The sequence below is a fragment of the Paenirhizobium naphthalenivorans genome (genome assembly GCF_007992095.1).
Classification (GTDB): domain Bacteria; phylum Pseudomonadota; class Alphaproteobacteria; order Rhizobiales; family Rhizobiaceae; genus Allorhizobium; species Allorhizobium naphthalenivorans.
The window spans coordinates 163,732-177,548 of record NZ_BJZP01000001.1; the positions used below are offsets into that span (position 1 = coordinate 163,732).

General features: G+C 61.5%; 17 protein-coding genes. 10 read left to right on the forward strand and 7 right to left on the reverse strand.

What is annotated here, in order from left to right; translation table 11 throughout:
- Positions 1-10 precede the first annotated feature (10 nt).
- Positions 11-622, reverse strand: a complete 612-nt coding sequence (locus RNA01_RS00760) for a PilZ domain-containing protein (protein WP_147177949.1) — start codon at positions 620-622, stop codon at positions 11-13.
- Positions 623-942: 320 nt separating this feature from the next.
- Between RNA01_RS00760 and RNA01_RS00765 the strand changes: the two genes are divergently transcribed.
- The gene (locus RNA01_RS00765; RefSeq protein ID WP_147177951.1) at positions 943-1,695 is read left to right on the forward strand and encodes a rhomboid family intramembrane serine protease; all 753 of its coding nucleotides are present in this window, start codon (positions 943-945) and stop codon (positions 1,693-1,695) included.
- Positions 1,696-1,810: 115 nt separating this feature from the next.
- Positions 1,811-2,245, forward strand: coding sequence for a CBS domain-containing protein (locus RNA01_RS00770; RefSeq protein ID WP_147177953.1), 435 nt, complete (start codon positions 1,811-1,813; stop codon positions 2,243-2,245).
- 58 nt (positions 2,246-2,303) lie between these two features.
- Here RNA01_RS00770 and RNA01_RS00775 read toward each other — a convergent pair whose 3' ends face one another.
- The 3 genes from RNA01_RS00775 to folE form a co-directional block, all read right to left on the reverse strand.
- The gene (locus tag RNA01_RS00775) at positions 2,304-3,263 is read right to left on the reverse strand and encodes a patatin-like phospholipase family protein (RefSeq protein WP_147177955.1); all 960 of its coding nucleotides are present in this window, start codon (positions 3,261-3,263) and stop codon (positions 2,304-2,306) included.
- Between the two features lie 102 nt (positions 3,264-3,365).
- Positions 3,366-3,827 (reverse strand): phosphoribosyl-AMP cyclohydrolase, encoded by a 462-nt coding sequence (hisI, locus tag RNA01_RS00780; RefSeq protein WP_147177957.1) that lies wholly within the window; start codon positions 3,825-3,827, stop codon positions 3,366-3,368.
- 27 nt (positions 3,828-3,854) lie between these two features.
- Positions 3,855-4,460 carry a GTP cyclohydrolase I FolE gene (gene folE, locus RNA01_RS00785; RefSeq protein ID WP_147177959.1) on the reverse strand — a complete coding sequence of 202 codons (606 nt, stop codon included), beginning with the start codon at positions 4,458-4,460 and terminating at the stop codon, positions 3,855-3,857.
- A 274-nt stretch (positions 4,461-4,734) separates the two neighbouring features.
- Between folE and RNA01_RS00790 the strand changes: the two genes are divergently transcribed.
- The 5 genes from RNA01_RS00790 to RNA01_RS00810 all read left to right on the forward strand — a co-directional run bounded on the left by RNA01_RS00790 (position 4,735) and on the right by RNA01_RS00810 (position 9,080).
- Positions 4,735-5,184 (forward strand): iron-sulfur cluster assembly scaffold protein, encoded by a 450-nt coding sequence (locus RNA01_RS00790; RefSeq protein ID WP_147178242.1) that lies wholly within the window; start codon positions 4,735-4,737, stop codon positions 5,182-5,184.
- Between the two features lies 1 nt (position 5,185).
- Positions 5,186-5,569: a membrane protein insertion efficiency factor YidD gene (gene yidD, locus RNA01_RS00795; RefSeq protein WP_174824529.1), complete on the forward strand. Its 384-nt coding sequence runs from the start codon at positions 5,186-5,188 to the stop codon at positions 5,567-5,569.
- 54 nt (positions 5,570-5,623) lie between these two features.
- Positions 5,624-5,992, forward strand: coding sequence for a DUF2267 domain-containing protein (locus RNA01_RS00800; RefSeq protein WP_235916333.1), 369 nt, complete (start codon positions 5,624-5,626; stop codon positions 5,990-5,992).
- Between the two features lie 120 nt (positions 5,993-6,112).
- Positions 6,113-8,119, forward strand: coding sequence for a threonine--tRNA ligase (thrS, locus tag RNA01_RS00805; protein ID WP_147177965.1), 2,007 nt, complete (start codon positions 6,113-6,115; stop codon positions 8,117-8,119).
- A 115-nt stretch (positions 8,120-8,234) separates the two neighbouring features.
- Positions 8,235-9,080: a lysophospholipid acyltransferase family protein gene (locus RNA01_RS00810; RefSeq protein ID WP_147177967.1), complete on the forward strand. Its 846-nt coding sequence runs from the start codon at positions 8,235-8,237 to the stop codon at positions 9,078-9,080.
- A gap of 10 nt (positions 9,081-9,090) precedes the next feature.
- On the opposite strand, the gene RNA01_RS00815 is transcribed toward RNA01_RS00810, so the two are convergent.
- Entirely contained in the window at positions 9,091-10,038 is a 948-nt protein-coding gene (locus tag RNA01_RS00815; protein WP_147178243.1) for an RgsD C-terminal domain-containing protein, read from the reverse strand.
- Between the two features lie 108 nt (positions 10,039-10,146).
- Here RNA01_RS00815 and RNA01_RS00820 point away from each other — a divergent pair, with 108 nt between their 5' ends.
- Together RNA01_RS00820 and RNA01_RS00825 are read left to right on the forward strand one after the other, a co-directional pair.
- The gene (locus RNA01_RS00820) at positions 10,147-10,731 is read left to right on the forward strand and encodes a nitroreductase family protein (RefSeq protein ID WP_147178244.1); all 585 of its coding nucleotides are present in this window, start codon (positions 10,147-10,149) and stop codon (positions 10,729-10,731) included.
- A complete protein-coding gene (locus RNA01_RS00825) occupies positions 10,731-11,336 on the forward strand; it encodes a flavin reductase family protein (RefSeq protein ID WP_147177968.1) in 606 nt (201 codons plus the stop codon). The genes RNA01_RS00820 and RNA01_RS00825 overlap by 1 nt, the downstream gene beginning before the upstream one ends.
- A 5-nt stretch (positions 11,337-11,341) precedes the next feature.
- On the opposite strand, the gene RNA01_RS00830 is transcribed toward RNA01_RS00825, so the two are convergent.
- A complete protein-coding gene (locus RNA01_RS00830) occupies positions 11,342-12,097 on the reverse strand; it encodes an aldolase/citrate lyase/malate synthase family protein (protein ID WP_147177970.1) in 756 nt (251 codons plus the stop codon).
- An 87-nt stretch (positions 12,098-12,184) separates the two neighbouring features.
- On the opposite strand from RNA01_RS00830, the gene RNA01_RS00835 reads away from it, so the two are divergent.
- On the forward strand, positions 12,185-13,318 hold the full coding sequence (locus RNA01_RS00835) for a DUF2336 domain-containing protein (RefSeq protein ID WP_147177972.1): 1,134 nt from the start codon (positions 12,185-12,187) through the stop codon (positions 13,316-13,318).
- Between the two features lie 27 nt (positions 13,319-13,345).
- On the opposite strand, the gene RNA01_RS00840 is transcribed toward RNA01_RS00835, so the two are convergent.
- On the reverse strand, positions 13,346-13,795 hold the full coding sequence (locus tag RNA01_RS00840) for a hypothetical protein (RefSeq protein ID WP_147177974.1): 450 nt from the start codon (positions 13,793-13,795) through the stop codon (positions 13,346-13,348).
- Positions 13,796-13,817 lie beyond the last annotated feature (22 nt).

Below are 13,817 nucleotides of genomic sequence, written 5' to 3' on the forward strand. Positions count from 1 at the left end.
ACAAGATGAATCAGAGGAACTCGGTCAACGCTTCACGTGACTGCAGTGTGAGGAATTCGATCGCGACGCCTTCAACGAAGTGGCGGACGATGCGCCCGCGCATGTTGCCGAGCTGCACGGCCGTGCCGATCGGCGGGCGGATGTCGATGTCGACCGCGGCGCCGGATAGCGAAAGGTCCATCAGGCGGCAGGGGTAACGACGGCCGTCCTCCAGCTTCAGCTCCGTACGGGTCACGCGCGGGGTGAGGCGATCGTGGCGGCGGTCTTCGGGCAGGCCGAGCTCATGTTTGTTGGCGATCCAGGTCAACTGGGCCGCCAGCTTCTCGCGCTTGCGGCCGGTCGCGTTGATCGACATGACAAAACCGCCCTCGACCAGTTTGATGACTGTGCCTTCGACGCGGCCGAGATGGTCGATATAGGCGATCACACGTTCGTTGGGGGCAGGGCACCCGGCGCAGGCGAAACGCACGTCGCCCGGCGACATGTCCACGACCTTGCAAACATATTCCTCGTAATTGGCCAGCATCAGTCGGCCCTGCAGGTCCACGGCAACGCGCTGGAATGCCCGCCGTTGAGCGGGAGAAACAAGGCCGCCGTTCTGAGTTGCCTGAGTGGAATACATTGTGCTGATCTAAAATATTTCGCTATTGGTAAATAAGTACTGGGAAGCCGTTAACATAACGTTTTTCCGAAGGCTTGGATCTGTTGTATTTTAGCGCCAAGGTTGTGAAGTTAAGGTTAATTCTTTCTTGCTGTTGCGAAATCCGACTTGCCGTGGCAAATGACATTTATCACTTCGCGAAGGTCACACTTCGGCACCACTTTTCGGATTAGGGGCGGGGGCTCTGGGGATCCGATCGCCGCCCGGTTTGTCCGGGCGGCTTTTTTTTATGCCTTCGGTCGGCTATGGAGCTGGGATGGCTTCACGAAGGATCTCGCCGAATGGATGAACTGCCCCCTCGATCGCCCTACGACAAGGCTGATGGTCCAGGCGAAGAAGCGTCCGCTCCGGCGTTCAATCTGCCGCCGGTCATCGTCGCTGCGCTCATAGGTCTTGGTGCCGTTTACGCCGTTCAGTCTCTTTTCTTGTCCGCGTCGACAGCCGAGTGGCTTGCTGTCACCTTCGGCTTTTCTCCGCTACGCTATGTCTATCCGCTCTCGGAGCAGGGCTATGAGTGGTTGTGGACGCCGGTCACCTATTCCTTTCTCCACGGCAGCCTTGAGCATCTCGGCTTCAACGGACTGTGGCTTGCAGCGTTCGGCACGCCGGTTGCCCGTCGGATCGGTACGGCGCGGTTCGTGCTCTTCTGGATCGTCTCGGCCGCGGCCGGCGCGGCACTGCATGCTGCCGTCAACTGGGGGCAGCCGAGCATCATGATCGGCGCGTCGGGCGTCGTCTCGGCTTTGATGGGGTCGGCTTGCCGGTTCGCCTTCGGCAGTTCGGGGCGTGCTGTCTCGCACCACATCGGCGTCCAGCCGCCACGTCTTTCGATCGCAGAGGCGCTCGGTATCCGCACCGTGCGCGTCTTCATCCTCGCGTGGTTCTTCGGTAATCTGGCGGTTGCGGTCGGCCTGCCGCTGTTCGGGGACCTCGCGGGCGCGATCGCTTGGGACGCGCATATCGGCGGCTTTCTGTTCGGCTTTCTGCTCTTCGGTCTTTTCGACCCGGCGCCGGAACGCGACCGATCCTTTTAGCTGCCTTGCGGCTATATTGCTTTCCTCTGAGATAACGGGCACCATTTGAGCCGTCGCAGCGGCGTGGAGGAACCGTGGCTGCGGCCTTTCGGCAATGAATGCGAAGGAGGAGTGCATGTCTGCATCAGTGAGGAGTATACTGGAAGCCAAGGGCCGTGAGGTGGTGACCATTGGTCCCAACGTCACGCTGGCTGAAGCTGCCCGGACACTCGATGAGCACAGGATCGGTGCGGTGGTCGTTGTCGGCATGGAGAACCGGATCGTCGGCATCTTCACCGAGCGCGATCTGGTCCGCTCGATCAGTGGTTTCGGCACCGGCGCCCTCGAACAACCGGTCTCCGCGATGATGACCGCCAGCGTCTATCGCTGCAACGAGGGAACCACAGTCAACGAGCTGATGGAAGTCATGTCGAGCCGGCGCTTCCGTCACGTGCCGGTTGAGGAAAACGGCAAGCTCTGTGGCATCGTCTCGATCGGTGACGTGGTGAAGTCGCGCATGCGTGAGGTCGAGGCCGAGGCCGAACATATCAAGGCCTATATTGCCGGTTGAGTGCAGGCCGGCGCCCGGTTTGTCAATAATTGTCCGCTGACGGGCCGGAGGGGCAGGGTCAGCGGGCAAAGGCCTCCTGCATGCGCTTCAGTTCGCCGATCCGAGACATGGCTTCCTCGTAGCCGCGATCAATCGCCTCGCCGGCCTTGTGGAATTCGGAAAGACCGATCTCGTTGACGCGTGGATGTAGCGCAAGGTCTGGGGGGTCTCCTGCGAGGCGCGCCCGCGAAATGCGGTCCTGAATGATGTTGAAAGCCTGCACCATGACGCCGGTCAGTCCGACCTTGTGATGGTCCTTCGGCGCTTCGTCCGGGCCGTCGGGCAATTTACTGGCGCGGTGCTTGACGACCGCAGAGCGGCCGAAGACGTCGTATTGCAGATTGACTGCCATGACCAGCGGTTGCTCATAAGCTCGGCAGACGGAGACTGGCACGGGATTCACCAGCGCGCCGTCGATCAGTGTGCGATTGTTGCATTTTACCGGTTCGAAAATACCGGGCAGGGCATAGGATGCGCGTAGCGCTGTAATGAGATTGCCGCCGTCGATCCACACCTCGTGGCCGCTGTTGAGTTCGGTGGCGACGGCGACGAAGGGTTTCGGGAGGTCCTCGACCATCAGCCCTTCGAGGTGTTCCTGCATCCTCTTGGTCAACCGCATACCACCAAGCAGGCCGCCGCCGCCGATTGTCAGGTCGAGCAAGGACGCGATACGGCGCATGGTGAGCGAGCGGGCAAAGGCTTCCAGCTCGTCGAGCTTTCCGGCGAGATAGCAGCCGCCCACAAGGGCGCCGATCGATGTCCCGGCGATCATGCCGACCTCGATCCCCGCCTCGTCCAGCGCGCGCAGCACGCCGATATGGGCCCAGCCGCGCGCCGCCCCGCCCCCGAGTGCGACGGCAATCTTCGTCTTTTTCGGTTTTTCCATTTCGGTCACCGGCGGAACACCGCTCGTCGGATCACCACCTGCCGGCTGCACTGAACGCGCTGCCGTACCGTTCTTCAGACTCCAGTTCAGCATCTCCGCACACCCTTATGGCTGAACAACTCCCGAGCACCATTAGCGCACCGGATGTTTACCAATTCGTTTAGTCGCGGGACCGAACTGTCCTCCTGCGGTCCGTCAGGCCTTGTCCGGTCCGCCGTAGACGGTATCAGGGTCGAAGTGACGATGATTGTCGGTTATTTCAAGGCGCGCCTCGCCCCCGGCCAGCGCGACGGTTCGATAGAAGCATGAGCGCCGGCCGGTGTGGCAGGTCGCGTCGTGACCGGCGACCTCGACCTTCAGCCAGACGGCGTCCTGGTCGCAATCGGTGCGAAATTCCCGCACCGTCTGGAGATTGCCGGAGCTTTCCCCCTTCTTCCAGATCCGGTCACGCGAGCGGCTGTAGTAATGGGCAATACCGGTTTCCAGCGTGAGAGCGATCGCCTCGGCATTCATATGGGCCACCATCAGCAACTCACCGTCACGCGCATCGGTGACAACGGCCGTAACCAACCCGTTGGCATCGAATTTCGGCGTAAAAGAGGATTCGCCCTCAAGGGCGTGCTTGTCTGTGGGCGGCGGGGCGAAGGCGATGGCCATCGGCAAAATCCATGAGGTCGAGAGGGATCAGCGGCCACGCACCATGGACATAAAGCGCGCCTGTTCGACGGCATTGTCCTTGAAGCGGCCGGTAAAGGTCGTGGTGAGTGTGGTTGAACCGGACTTTTGCACGCCGCGCATCGCCATACACATGTGCTCTGCCTCGATGAACACGGCGACGCCCTGCGGGCGCAAGGTCTCATCGATGGCCGTAGCGATCTGCGCAGTCATCGCTTCCTGTGTCTGCAAACGACGGCCGAAGACCTCGACGACGCGAGCGATCTTCGACAGGCCGAGCACCCGACTGTCGGGCAGATAGGCGACATGGGCCTTGCCGATCACAGGCAAAACGTGGTGTTCGCAATGGGAGAAGAATGGGATGTCGCGCACCAGCACGATGTCGTCATATCCGGCGACTTCCTCGAAGGTTGTGCCCAGCACATCCTCTATGTCAGCGTCATAGCCGGAAAAAAGCTCGCGATAAGCGTTGGCGACGCGCTTCGGCGTGTCGATCAGACCTTCACGGGCCGGATCGTCTCCCGCCCAGCGCAGCAGGACGCGCACGGCCTCCTCCGCCTCTTCACGGCTCGGACGCTTGTCGAGGGGGGCCAGTTTGTTGACGATGGCATCCATGCCCATGGTCTCCCGATCCTTCGGTTTCCGGACCGTCTGTTGCGATTTTGCCGCCTGTAAATGCGTAACTCGGCTCATCTTGGCAAGTCCGTTCTTATAATTCCCGCTCCGCAACAGGCATTTGCGCTTGTTTTATTTGGACCGGGTCCTCATCTCTCATATAATAACAAATAGGCCAGTGTGAAGGAACGCGCGGGGCACAGTGTGTCGCAAAACCGGAAACGATCCATTTCCGTTGGCCAACGTATCGTTCTCAGAAAGCCCTTCGCCTGCCATGGACGACATCTACAATTCACGAATTCTTGAATTCGCCGGAAATATTCAGCGCAGCGGCAAGCTTGCGGATGCCGACGCGAGTGCGGAGAAGCATTCCAAGCTTTGCGGCTCCAAGGTCAAGGTTTACCTCAAGATGTCGGGCGACGTGGTCGGTGACTTTGCCCACGAGGTCAAGGCCTGCGCGTTGGGCCAGGCTTCGTCCTCGATCATGGCTCGCCATGTGATCGGCGCGACACCGGCCGAGATTCGCCAGGCGCGTGAAGACATGCTCGCCATGTTGAAGGATGGTGGTGAGGGGCCATCCGGTCGTTTCGAGGACATGCGATTCCTCAAACCCGTCAAGGATTACAAGGCGCGTCACGCCTCCACCATGCTGACCTTCGACGCTGTGGTTGACTGTCTCGACCAAGTCGAGGCGCTGGATGCGGCGGTCGTGGCGGACATCTGAGATGTGCAATTCTCCCGGTTGCGGGCCTTCTGAAGGAAAGCCGGGCGGTAGCGCCCGTTCGCGCAATTACGCTGGACCGTTCCGCAAGACACCCGACCGCCTACTTGGCATGGCACTGATCCGCCTTTACCAGCTGACGCTTTCGAGCCTTATCGGCAGTTCCTGCCGGCACGCTCCGACCTGCTCCGAATATGGTTACGAGGCAATTGCGCGGCATGGCCTGTGGTCGGGCGGCTGGCTGACCCTATTTCGCGTCGGCCGCTGTGGGCCAGGGGGAACTTGGGGTTATGATCCTGTTCCGGAAAAGCTTGAAGATCGGTATCGCTGGTGGGCGCCTTGGCGCTATTGGCAGGCGGGCCGCAAGCCATCGGGGTCGGGGGAATAAGCTTTGCCCATGCCTATGGAATACCGGCAGGCTCAAGAGGAGTTTGATGGCTTCATGGTGGAACTCCGCGACCTGTCTGGTCTTTCGACGACCCATCAGACCTATACTATGCTGCAGGCCGTCTTGCAGGTCTTCCGGGCACGGTTGACCTTTGCCCAGGCGATCGCCTTCGTCGCCGTTCTGCCGCCGGTCCTGCGTGCTATCTTCGTCAGCGACTGGGATGTGGATGCGCCGCGTCGCGATTTTGCCTCGCGCGAGGCGATGACAGCAGAGGTGAGGGCGCTTCGTCCAGATCACAATTTCTCCACAGCAAGTGCGATCCTCGATGTCGCGACCGTACTTCGGCGGCACGTCGATCGCGAGGCTTTCGAGCGCGCGATAGTCTGCCTTCCTGATGGTGCCCGCGCATTCTGGGATGCGTGAACCGTTCACAATCTTTACTCTCGCCCGCTTTGGCAGTATCACGCGTCGCGTTGATCGCCGGCCGAGCCGGCCTTTTTTGACCACCCGCATTGGTTGGCGGGACTGGATAAGGAGCAGACCATGTCAGATACCGTTTCCCTCACTTTCCCCGATGGTTCCGTACGCGCCTATCCGACCGGCACGACCGGCCGCGAGGTTGCCGAACAGATTTCCAAGTCGCTCGCCAAGAAGGCGCTTGCGATTGCGCTCGATGGCACGCTGCGCGATCTCTCCGATCCCGTCATGACTGGTGCGATCGAGATCGTCACTCGCCAGGACCCGCGCGCGCTGGAACTGATCCGTCACGACACGGCCCACGTCATGGCCGAGGCGGTGCAGGAACTGTGGCCCGGTACCCAGGTGACCATCGGTCCGGTGATCGAGAACGGTTTTTACTACGACTTCAAGCGCGTCCATCCAGACAGCCGCGAGGACTGGCCCTTCACGCCCGAGGATCTGCCGACGATCGAAAAGCGGATGAAGGAGATCATCCAGCGTAACAAGCCGTTCACCAAGGAAATCTGGTCTCGCGACAAGGCCCGTGATGTCTTCGCCGACAAGGGCGAGGCCTACAAGGTCGAGCTGGTCGATGCGATTCCGGCCGACCAGGACCTGAAGATCTATTTCCAGGGCGATTGGTTTGACCTTTGCCGTGGGCCGCATATGGCCTCCACCGGTCAGATCGGCACAGCCTTCAAGCTGATGAAGGTGGCTGGGGCCTATTGGCGTGGTGATTCCACCAAGCCCATGCTGACGCGCATCTACGGCACCGCCTGGGCCGACCAGGAGCAGTTGGACAATTACCTGCACATTCTGGCGGAAGCGGAAAAGCGCGATCACCGCAAGCTCGGTCGCGAGATGGACCTCTTTCACTTCCAGGAAGAGGGCCCCGGCGTTGTCTTTTGGCACGGCAAGGGCTGGAGCATGTTCCAGACGCTGGTCGCCTATATGCGTCGCCGGCTGGCGGGGACCTATCAGGAGGTCAACGCGCCGCAGGTGCTCGACAAGTCGCTGTGGGAAACTTCGGGCCACTGGGGCTGGTATCGCGACAACATGTTCAAGGTGACCGTCGCTGGCGACGATACTGATGACGAGCGCGTCTTCGCCCTGAAGCCGATGAACTGCCCGGGTCACGTGCAAATCTTCAAGCACGGCTTGAAATCTTACCGTGAACTCCCTGTTAGACTTGCGGAATTTGGTAACGTACATCGTTACGAGCCGTCCGGCGCCCTGCACGGTTTGATGCGCGTGCGCGGTTTCACCCAGGACGATGCGCATGTGTTCTGCACAGACGATCAGCTGGCCGCCGAATGCCTGCGGATCAACGATCTCATCCTCTCCGTTTACGAGGATTTCGGTTTCAGCGAGGTCATTGTCAAGCTTTCCACCCGGCCAGACAAACGCGTCGGTTCCGACGAACTCTGGGACCGCGCCGAAAGCGTCATGATGCAGGTGTTGAAGCAGATCGAGGCGCAGTCGGGCGGGCGGATCAAGACCGGCATTTTGCCGGGCGAGGGCGCCTTTTACGGGCCGAAGTTCGAGTACACGTTGAAGGATGCCATCGGCCGCGAATGGCAATGCGGAACGACCCAGGTCGACTTCAACCTGCCGGAGCGATTCGGTGCCTTCTACATTGACCAGAACTCGGAAAAGACCCAGCCGGTGATGATCCATCGTGCTGTCTGCGGCTCGATGGAGCGCTTCCTTGGCATTCTGATCGAGAACTTCGCCGGCCATATGCCGCTTTGGTTCGCGCCGGTTCAGGCGGTGGTTGCGACGATCACCTCCGAAGCCGACGACTATGGCCGCGAAGTGGCCGAGGTGCTGCGCGATGCCGGTCTTGCTGTCGAGACCGACTTCCGCAACGAGAAGATCAACTACAAGGTCCGTGAGCATTCCGTGACCAAGGTTCCGGTGATCATCGTTTGCGGCAAGCGCGAGGCGGAAGAGCGCACCGTCAACATTCGTCGCCTCGGTTCGCAGGACCAGGTGTCGATGACGCTCGACGAGGCGATCGCCGCGCTGAGCGCTGAGGCGACGCCGCCGGATATGAAGCGCAAGCTTGCCGCTCGGGCCAAGAAGGCCTGACCAAGACAGAAGGGCAGGGCCGAAGGCTTTTCGGCCCTGTCAGACGGTTGTCATCCTGTTGCCATAAGGCATGGCCGTACACGATCGATCCATACTTCGGGTGCGGGGGAAGCCGTTGCGTTTTGAAGAACTGTCCTACGCGAATGAACGCGATCCACGTTTGAAGCGCTGGTTTATCCGCTCGATCGAGGGCGTCTCTGGGCGTGATCGATTCGCCCGTCTCTACGATATCTGGCGCAAGGACATCGTCGGCAAGACCGACCGTGTGTTCGGCAAGATGCTGGACCTGATCGACATCAGGCTCGTCGCACATGGCGCTTGGCCGCCCGTCGACATGCCCTCTGGTCCGGTCGTCATGGTGGCCAACCATCCGTTCGGCATCGGTGATGGTATCGCCGTTCTCGCTCTGGCCGAACAGTTGGGACGGCCATTCCGCGTTCTGATCAATGACGAGCTTCTCAAGGTGCCGGAGATGGCGCCCTATTCGCTTCCGGTTTCCTTCGAGGAGACGAAGGAGGCGATGGCAATCAACATGCGGACACGCCAAGAGGCGGTGCGACTGCTGAAGGAGGGCGTGACCATCATCGTTTTCCCGGCCGGCGGCGTTGCCACGGCGAAGAAAGGTTTGGGGAGGGCCGAGGACCTACCTTGGAAAGTCTTCCCGGCCAAGCTGATCCAGGCGGCCTGCGCCAATGTCATCCCTGTCTACTTCGAAGGCCAGAACGGCCGGCTTTTTCACATCGCTAGCAAGATTTCGCTGATGTTGCGGATCTCGCTGCTGATCCGTGAATTCCGCCGGCTCTCCGGCTCGACCATCACCGCCCGCATCGGCGAGATCATGGACTGGGACCGACTGAGGATGGTCGGTGACCGAAAGGCCCTGTTGGGGGAACTGCACCAAGCCGTTTTCGCCATGGCGCCGGTGGCGGGACGCTCGGCGAGGCCGCGACTCGCCGGTTGAGCAATCGGGGTCACTGCGTCAGCAAGACTTCCACGTCCTCGTTGCGGCCGGCATTGACGGCGAAATCCTTCTGATAGATCTTGTCCTTGTTGCGGGCCACTGCGGTGTATTCGCCTTCGGCCAGAACCATGACAGGGAAAGCGCTGACGCTTTCGGCGACGACGTCTCCGGAGCCAGCCAGCACCGACCACGCGGTGTCGGCGATCGCTTCGCCGCCCGGTTCCGCCACCAGCTTAAGGTTGATCTGCGAGGCATGATGCTGCATCACCGCTTCGGTGAGCTTGCCCGCCTCTATCTTGATGTCGGCGCGCACCACGGCATTGACCGAACCGTACTCCGATACGATGTGGTATGTGCCGGCATTGAGCCGAATAATGGTATTGGGCGGAACGTTTGCCAGCACCAAGCCTCGCTCGCCATCCGCTTGCACTTCGGAGGAGTAGACGTCGAACCTGAGATCCTTGACCGGGATGCGGGCATCCGGTCCTGACACAGCGTTGAGGATTATGCCGCCGGCGTCGAGCACCAGCACCTGCTTTTCCACTTCACCTTCGCCTGGAACCGTCAGTTTCTTGGTCGCCCCGGCGCGGCCGAAGGCAACGTTGACGAAATAGTCGCCCGGCGCCAGCTGGAAATCGGCGGCGCCGCCCTCTGCACTGGCGACAAGCGGCAGCTTACCATCGGCCCCGGGGATCGGGCTGAACACCCGCCACGACAATCCCTGCTGCATCGGCTCCCCATCGCTTGTCAGTCTCGCCTCCATGCTGACATTGCGCGCTGTCTGAGTCTGGATCGCTCCGCCCAGCGTGGCCGAGAAGGCGTTGAGCTTCGGCATCTTGGTCGAGCCATCAAGCTGCTTGAAGGACTTGAACGCATCTTCCCCATGCGCCGGCGTCAGTGCGAGAAAGATCGTCGCTACGACCGAAACGAAGCGGGCAGCACGGGATAGGCGATTCATAGGTGACACGGCAGGTTGACTTCCTCTCCAATGGCAGCAAGTTCAATCCGAAAGCGATGGCGATTTCAAGACGTCGCAGGTGTCAGAAGAGCCGTGAAAGTGCCGAATATGAAAAATGACATGAAACTTATCGATTATCTCGCGGTTCGCCGCTCTGTGCCCGCCTTCCAGATGTGCGAGCCGGGTCCGTCGACCGCGGAACTGGAGAACATGCTGACGCTTGCCGTTCGTGTCCCGGACCATGGCAAGCTGGCACCTTGGCGGTTCGTCGTCTATCGCGGTGCGGCGCGCGTCGAGATCGGCGAAGCCCTGTTGAAAATGGCGCTCGAGAAAAATCCCGCGCTGTCGGACGAAATGATCGCTGTCGAGCGGGCCCGTTTCACCCGCGCTCCAGTGGTGATCGGCGTGATCAGCACCGCCGGTCCACACGCGAAAATTCCTGAGTGGGAACAATTGATGTCGGCCGGCGCCGTCTGCCTCAACCTACTGATGGCCGCCAACGCACTCGGTTATGTGTCGAACTGGCTGACCGAGTGGTTCGCCTATGACGAAAGAGCTTATCCGCTGCTCGGCGTTCGGTCCGGCGAGAAGGTCGCCGGCTTCATTCATATCGGTTCTACCACCTTCCCAGTCACCGAGCGACCGCGTCCGGCGCTTGCCGATGTGGTGAGCTGGATGGGCGAAGGGGCCTGATGTTCTACGACACGACGAGCAACGCCCACGGACTGGCGCACGATCCCTTCAAGGCGATCGTTGCGCCGCGCCCGATCGGCTGGATCGGTACGAAGGGCAGGGACGGCGCGTTCAACCTGTCGCCCTATTCCTTCTTCAACGCCGTTAGCGATCGGCCGAAGATCGTCATGTTCTCCTCGAGTGGTCGTAAGGACACGCTGCGCAACGCGACTGAGACCGGCGTGTTTACCGTCAACTATGTCAGCGCCAATCTGGTTGGTGCGGCGAATGCGTCTTCTGCCGCCGTGCCCTACGGAACCGACGAATTTTCCCTGTCCGGGCTGACGCCGGTGATGGGGCAACTGGTCGATGCGCCTCTGGTCGGGGAAGCTTATGCCGGGCTCGAATGCCGCGTCACCGAGATTCATACACTAAGAACCGTCGACGGTACACTCTCGGACAGTCATGCTGTCTTTGGCCAAGTGGTCGGCATCCATATCGATGAAAAGGTGATACGCGGAGGCCGCTTCGATGTCGCGCTTGCCCGGCCCGTGACTCGCCTTGGCTATATGGACTACGCGGAGGTCCAACCGGTCTTCGAACTGCTTCGTCCGAAGGCGCCGTAGCGCGGTCAGCGGAAAGCCGCGGCTATGTCCTGCAAGTGATCCGGATTCCCGGTGATCAGTGCGCCGAAGCCATTGGCGCGCGCATCGGCGCAGGCACGAGACAGAGGCGTGGCCAAGAGATTCGGGTCGAGCCAATCCAGTGCAGTGACCCCGGCCGTGGTGGCTGCAAGGGCGGTAAGCCCGCGACCGAGGGAAATGGCGTCCGTCTGTATCTGTGCCCGTTGCCCGGTGTCGATCCCCATCTGATCAGCAAGCATGGCGGCTCTCCACCCGATCCCGCGCAGGCGCGTCGATTTTCCGGCGAAGCTTCCGGCAGCCAGCAAGCCGGAAGGATTGTCTCCCATGATCGCCACCAACGCTGTGGTGCCGGGTTCCCGCCCGGCCATGACCTCGGCCACCGACAGGGCGATGTCGATTCGCTGCAAGTCGGCTCCGGCGCGCACGCCGGTGACCAGTAGCCCGTCCGGCCGGGCCGGGATGATGACGGAGAGCCTTGCATCGAGTGAGTCGGCGTCGAGGGCGGAATCCGCCGTCACGAGGAGCGCGGTTTCACCGTCCGTCTGTCGGAAGCGGGTGAGCATCTCTGCGGCAATGGTCCAGTTCTCCGCTTGTGCACCCGGAGCGACGGCCACGGCCTCGGCGTTTGAGGGTGGGGGCTCGGACGAACTGGCCGCCGGAACGACGAGGATCGCGCGCAGGCTGCGGCCGCAAAGATGGAGGCTTTCGGGGGTGGGCAAGACGACCTCGACGTTAATGAACATGGTGAACCAAATCTAAACGTTTTGCCGCTAGCTTCAAACCATGGCTGATGCGGCTATGCGTGTTCTCTTCGCGGATTGGGTTTTTCGGTGATCGTTGCGGCTTTTCTTCGGTGGGTGGAAACGGCAAAGGCGGGAGACAGGGCGCGTGCGGCCAATGCTCTGGCGAGGGCCTACCTGCGCTCCGCCATGGCACCGGCCGAACGTCAGGCCGCGCATGTGGCGATGACCTATCTGCTTGACGATCCGTCGCCCCGCGTTCGTCTGGCGTTGGCCGAGGCGCTCGCGCCTTCGGCCGGTTCTCCCCGTGCCCTCATGATTTCCCTCGCGGAGGACCAGCCGGCAATCGCCTCTCTGGCGATCCTTCAGTCGCCTGTACTTAGTGATTCTGATCTCGTCGACCTGGCCGGGCGCGGCAATGGTCTGACGCGTGCGTTGATCGCCGCCCGCCCCAATCTGTCGCGCGGGGTGGCCGCTGCGCTCGCGGAGATCGGCGATGCGGAGGAGGTTGCCGTCCTTCTGGAGAACGGTTCCGCGTCGATCGCACGGGTCACGCTCAGGCGGATCGCCGAACGCCATGGGGCAAATGACAGCGTACGCGCACATCTGCTCGATCGCGCCGATCTGCCGGCGGCTGTGCGCCAATTGCTGGTGCAGTGTGTTGCCGCGGCGCTTTCCGGTTCCGCTTTCGTTCAAGCTGCCGTCGGATCAGCGCGAATTGGACGCATCACCCGCGAGGCGGGATGCGCTGCGACGATCGCCATTCTCGGCTCGGTGAGCATCGATGAGTTGCCGCTCCTGGTCGAACAGTTGCGTGCCGAGGGACGTTTGACCCCTGCCTTCCTGATGCATGCCCTTTGCGTTGGTCGTACGGACTTCTTCGCCGCCGTGTTGACCGCTTTATCGGGGCTTGAGGAACGGCGTGTGCGCGCGATCCTGGCCACCGCGCGCTATCACGCGGTTCGGGCGCTGCTCGAGTCAATTGGGCTTACGCGTGACATCAGTCCTGTCTTCGTCGAGGCGATCATGCTCTGGCGTCGCGCCGTGCAGTCGGCTGACCACTCGGTGGACAGTATCGCGCCGCTGCTTATCCATCGCCTCGATAGCCTCGGCTCGCTCTCGACCGTGGCTGCCGACCTCATGGATATGGTGGCGAAATTGGCGATCGCCGAGGAACGGCGGCGCGCGCGCGACTATGCCAACGATCTGGCGCTCGCAGCCTGACTTGTCGCCTTGGTGGTGGGCCATTCTTTACGGTGAAATCTTCTTTGCAACCCAGGAGTAGCTGCTGGCGACGACGTGCAACGGCGTCTCGAACACCATGCGGATGTCCGCTGTGTTGGGGATTACCCTGCGGATCTTGCTAACGGCGCGCGCGGCGAGCGACTGGCGCTCCTCTTCCGGCAATGTGGCTGCCGGGCCCGGCAGCGACGGCGCTTCTGTGGACGCGGCGTTGTCGGTCGTGGGGTTTGCCGTGCCGGCGGGTGGAGCCGGAATCTCCGCCGTTTGGCTCTCCGGGGGCTGGCATACGGCGACCAGCATGGGATAGCTCACGCCCGTGAAGCCCGCCAAAACTCTTTCCGATGCGGCATCGCATAGCTCGACCGACACGAAGTGCTCCTGCGCGGTGGAAACGTAGTGGCATTCGGTCACGTTGTCGTCGCAGCCGAGGATGGTCATGACGATTAAGGCGGTCTGCATGGGCTTGTCCGGTCTTTATGGT

Excerpts from the sequence above, each read along its gene's own strand:
- RNA01_RS00760 (WP_147177949.1), bottom strand. The coding sequence starts at position 622 with ATGTATTCCACTCAGGCAACTCAGAACGGCGGCCTTGTTTCTCCCGCT.
- RNA01_RS00765 (WP_147177951.1), top strand. The coding sequence starts at position 943 with ATGGATGAACTGCCCCCTCGATCGCCCTACGACAAGGCTGATGGTCCA.
- RNA01_RS00770 (WP_147177953.1), top strand. The coding sequence starts at position 1,811 with ATGTCTGCATCAGTGAGGAGTATACTGGAAGCCAAGGGCCGTGAGGTG.
- RNA01_RS00775 (WP_147177955.1), bottom strand. The coding sequence starts at position 3,263 with ATGCTGAACTGGAGTCTGAAGAACGGTACGGCAGCGCGTTCAGTGCAG.
- hisI (WP_147177957.1), bottom strand. The coding sequence starts at position 3,827 with ATGGCCATCGCCTTCGCCCCGCCGCCCACAGACAAGCACGCCCTTGAG.
- folE (WP_147177959.1), bottom strand. The coding sequence starts at position 4,460 with ATGGATGCCATCGTCAACAAACTGGCCCCCCTCGACAAGCGTCCGAGC.
- RNA01_RS00790 (WP_147178242.1), top strand. The coding sequence starts at position 4,735 with ATGGACGACATCTACAATTCACGAATTCTTGAATTCGCCGGAAATATT.
- yidD (WP_174824529.1), top strand. The coding sequence starts at position 5,186 with ATGTGCAATTCTCCCGGTTGCGGGCCTTCTGAAGGAAAGCCGGGCGGT.
- RNA01_RS00800 (WP_235916333.1), top strand. The coding sequence starts at position 5,624 with ATGGTGGAACTCCGCGACCTGTCTGGTCTTTCGACGACCCATCAGACC.
- thrS (WP_147177965.1), top strand. The coding sequence starts at position 6,113 with ATGTCAGATACCGTTTCCCTCACTTTCCCCGATGGTTCCGTACGCGCC.
- RNA01_RS00815 (WP_147178243.1), bottom strand. The coding sequence starts at position 10,038 with ATGAATCGCCTATCCCGTGCTGCCCGCTTCGTTTCGGTCGTAGCGACG.
- RNA01_RS00820 (WP_147178244.1), top strand. The coding sequence starts at position 10,147 with ATGAAAAATGACATGAAACTTATCGATTATCTCGCGGTTCGCCGCTCT.
- RNA01_RS00825 (WP_147177968.1), top strand. The coding sequence starts at position 10,731 with ATGTTCTACGACACGACGAGCAACGCCCACGGACTGGCGCACGATCCC.
- RNA01_RS00830 (WP_147177970.1), bottom strand. The coding sequence starts at position 12,097 with ATGTTCATTAACGTCGAGGTCGTCTTGCCCACCCCCGAAAGCCTCCAT.
- RNA01_RS00840 (WP_147177974.1), bottom strand. The coding sequence starts at position 13,795 with ATGCAGACCGCCTTAATCGTCATGACCATCCTCGGCTGCGACGACAAC.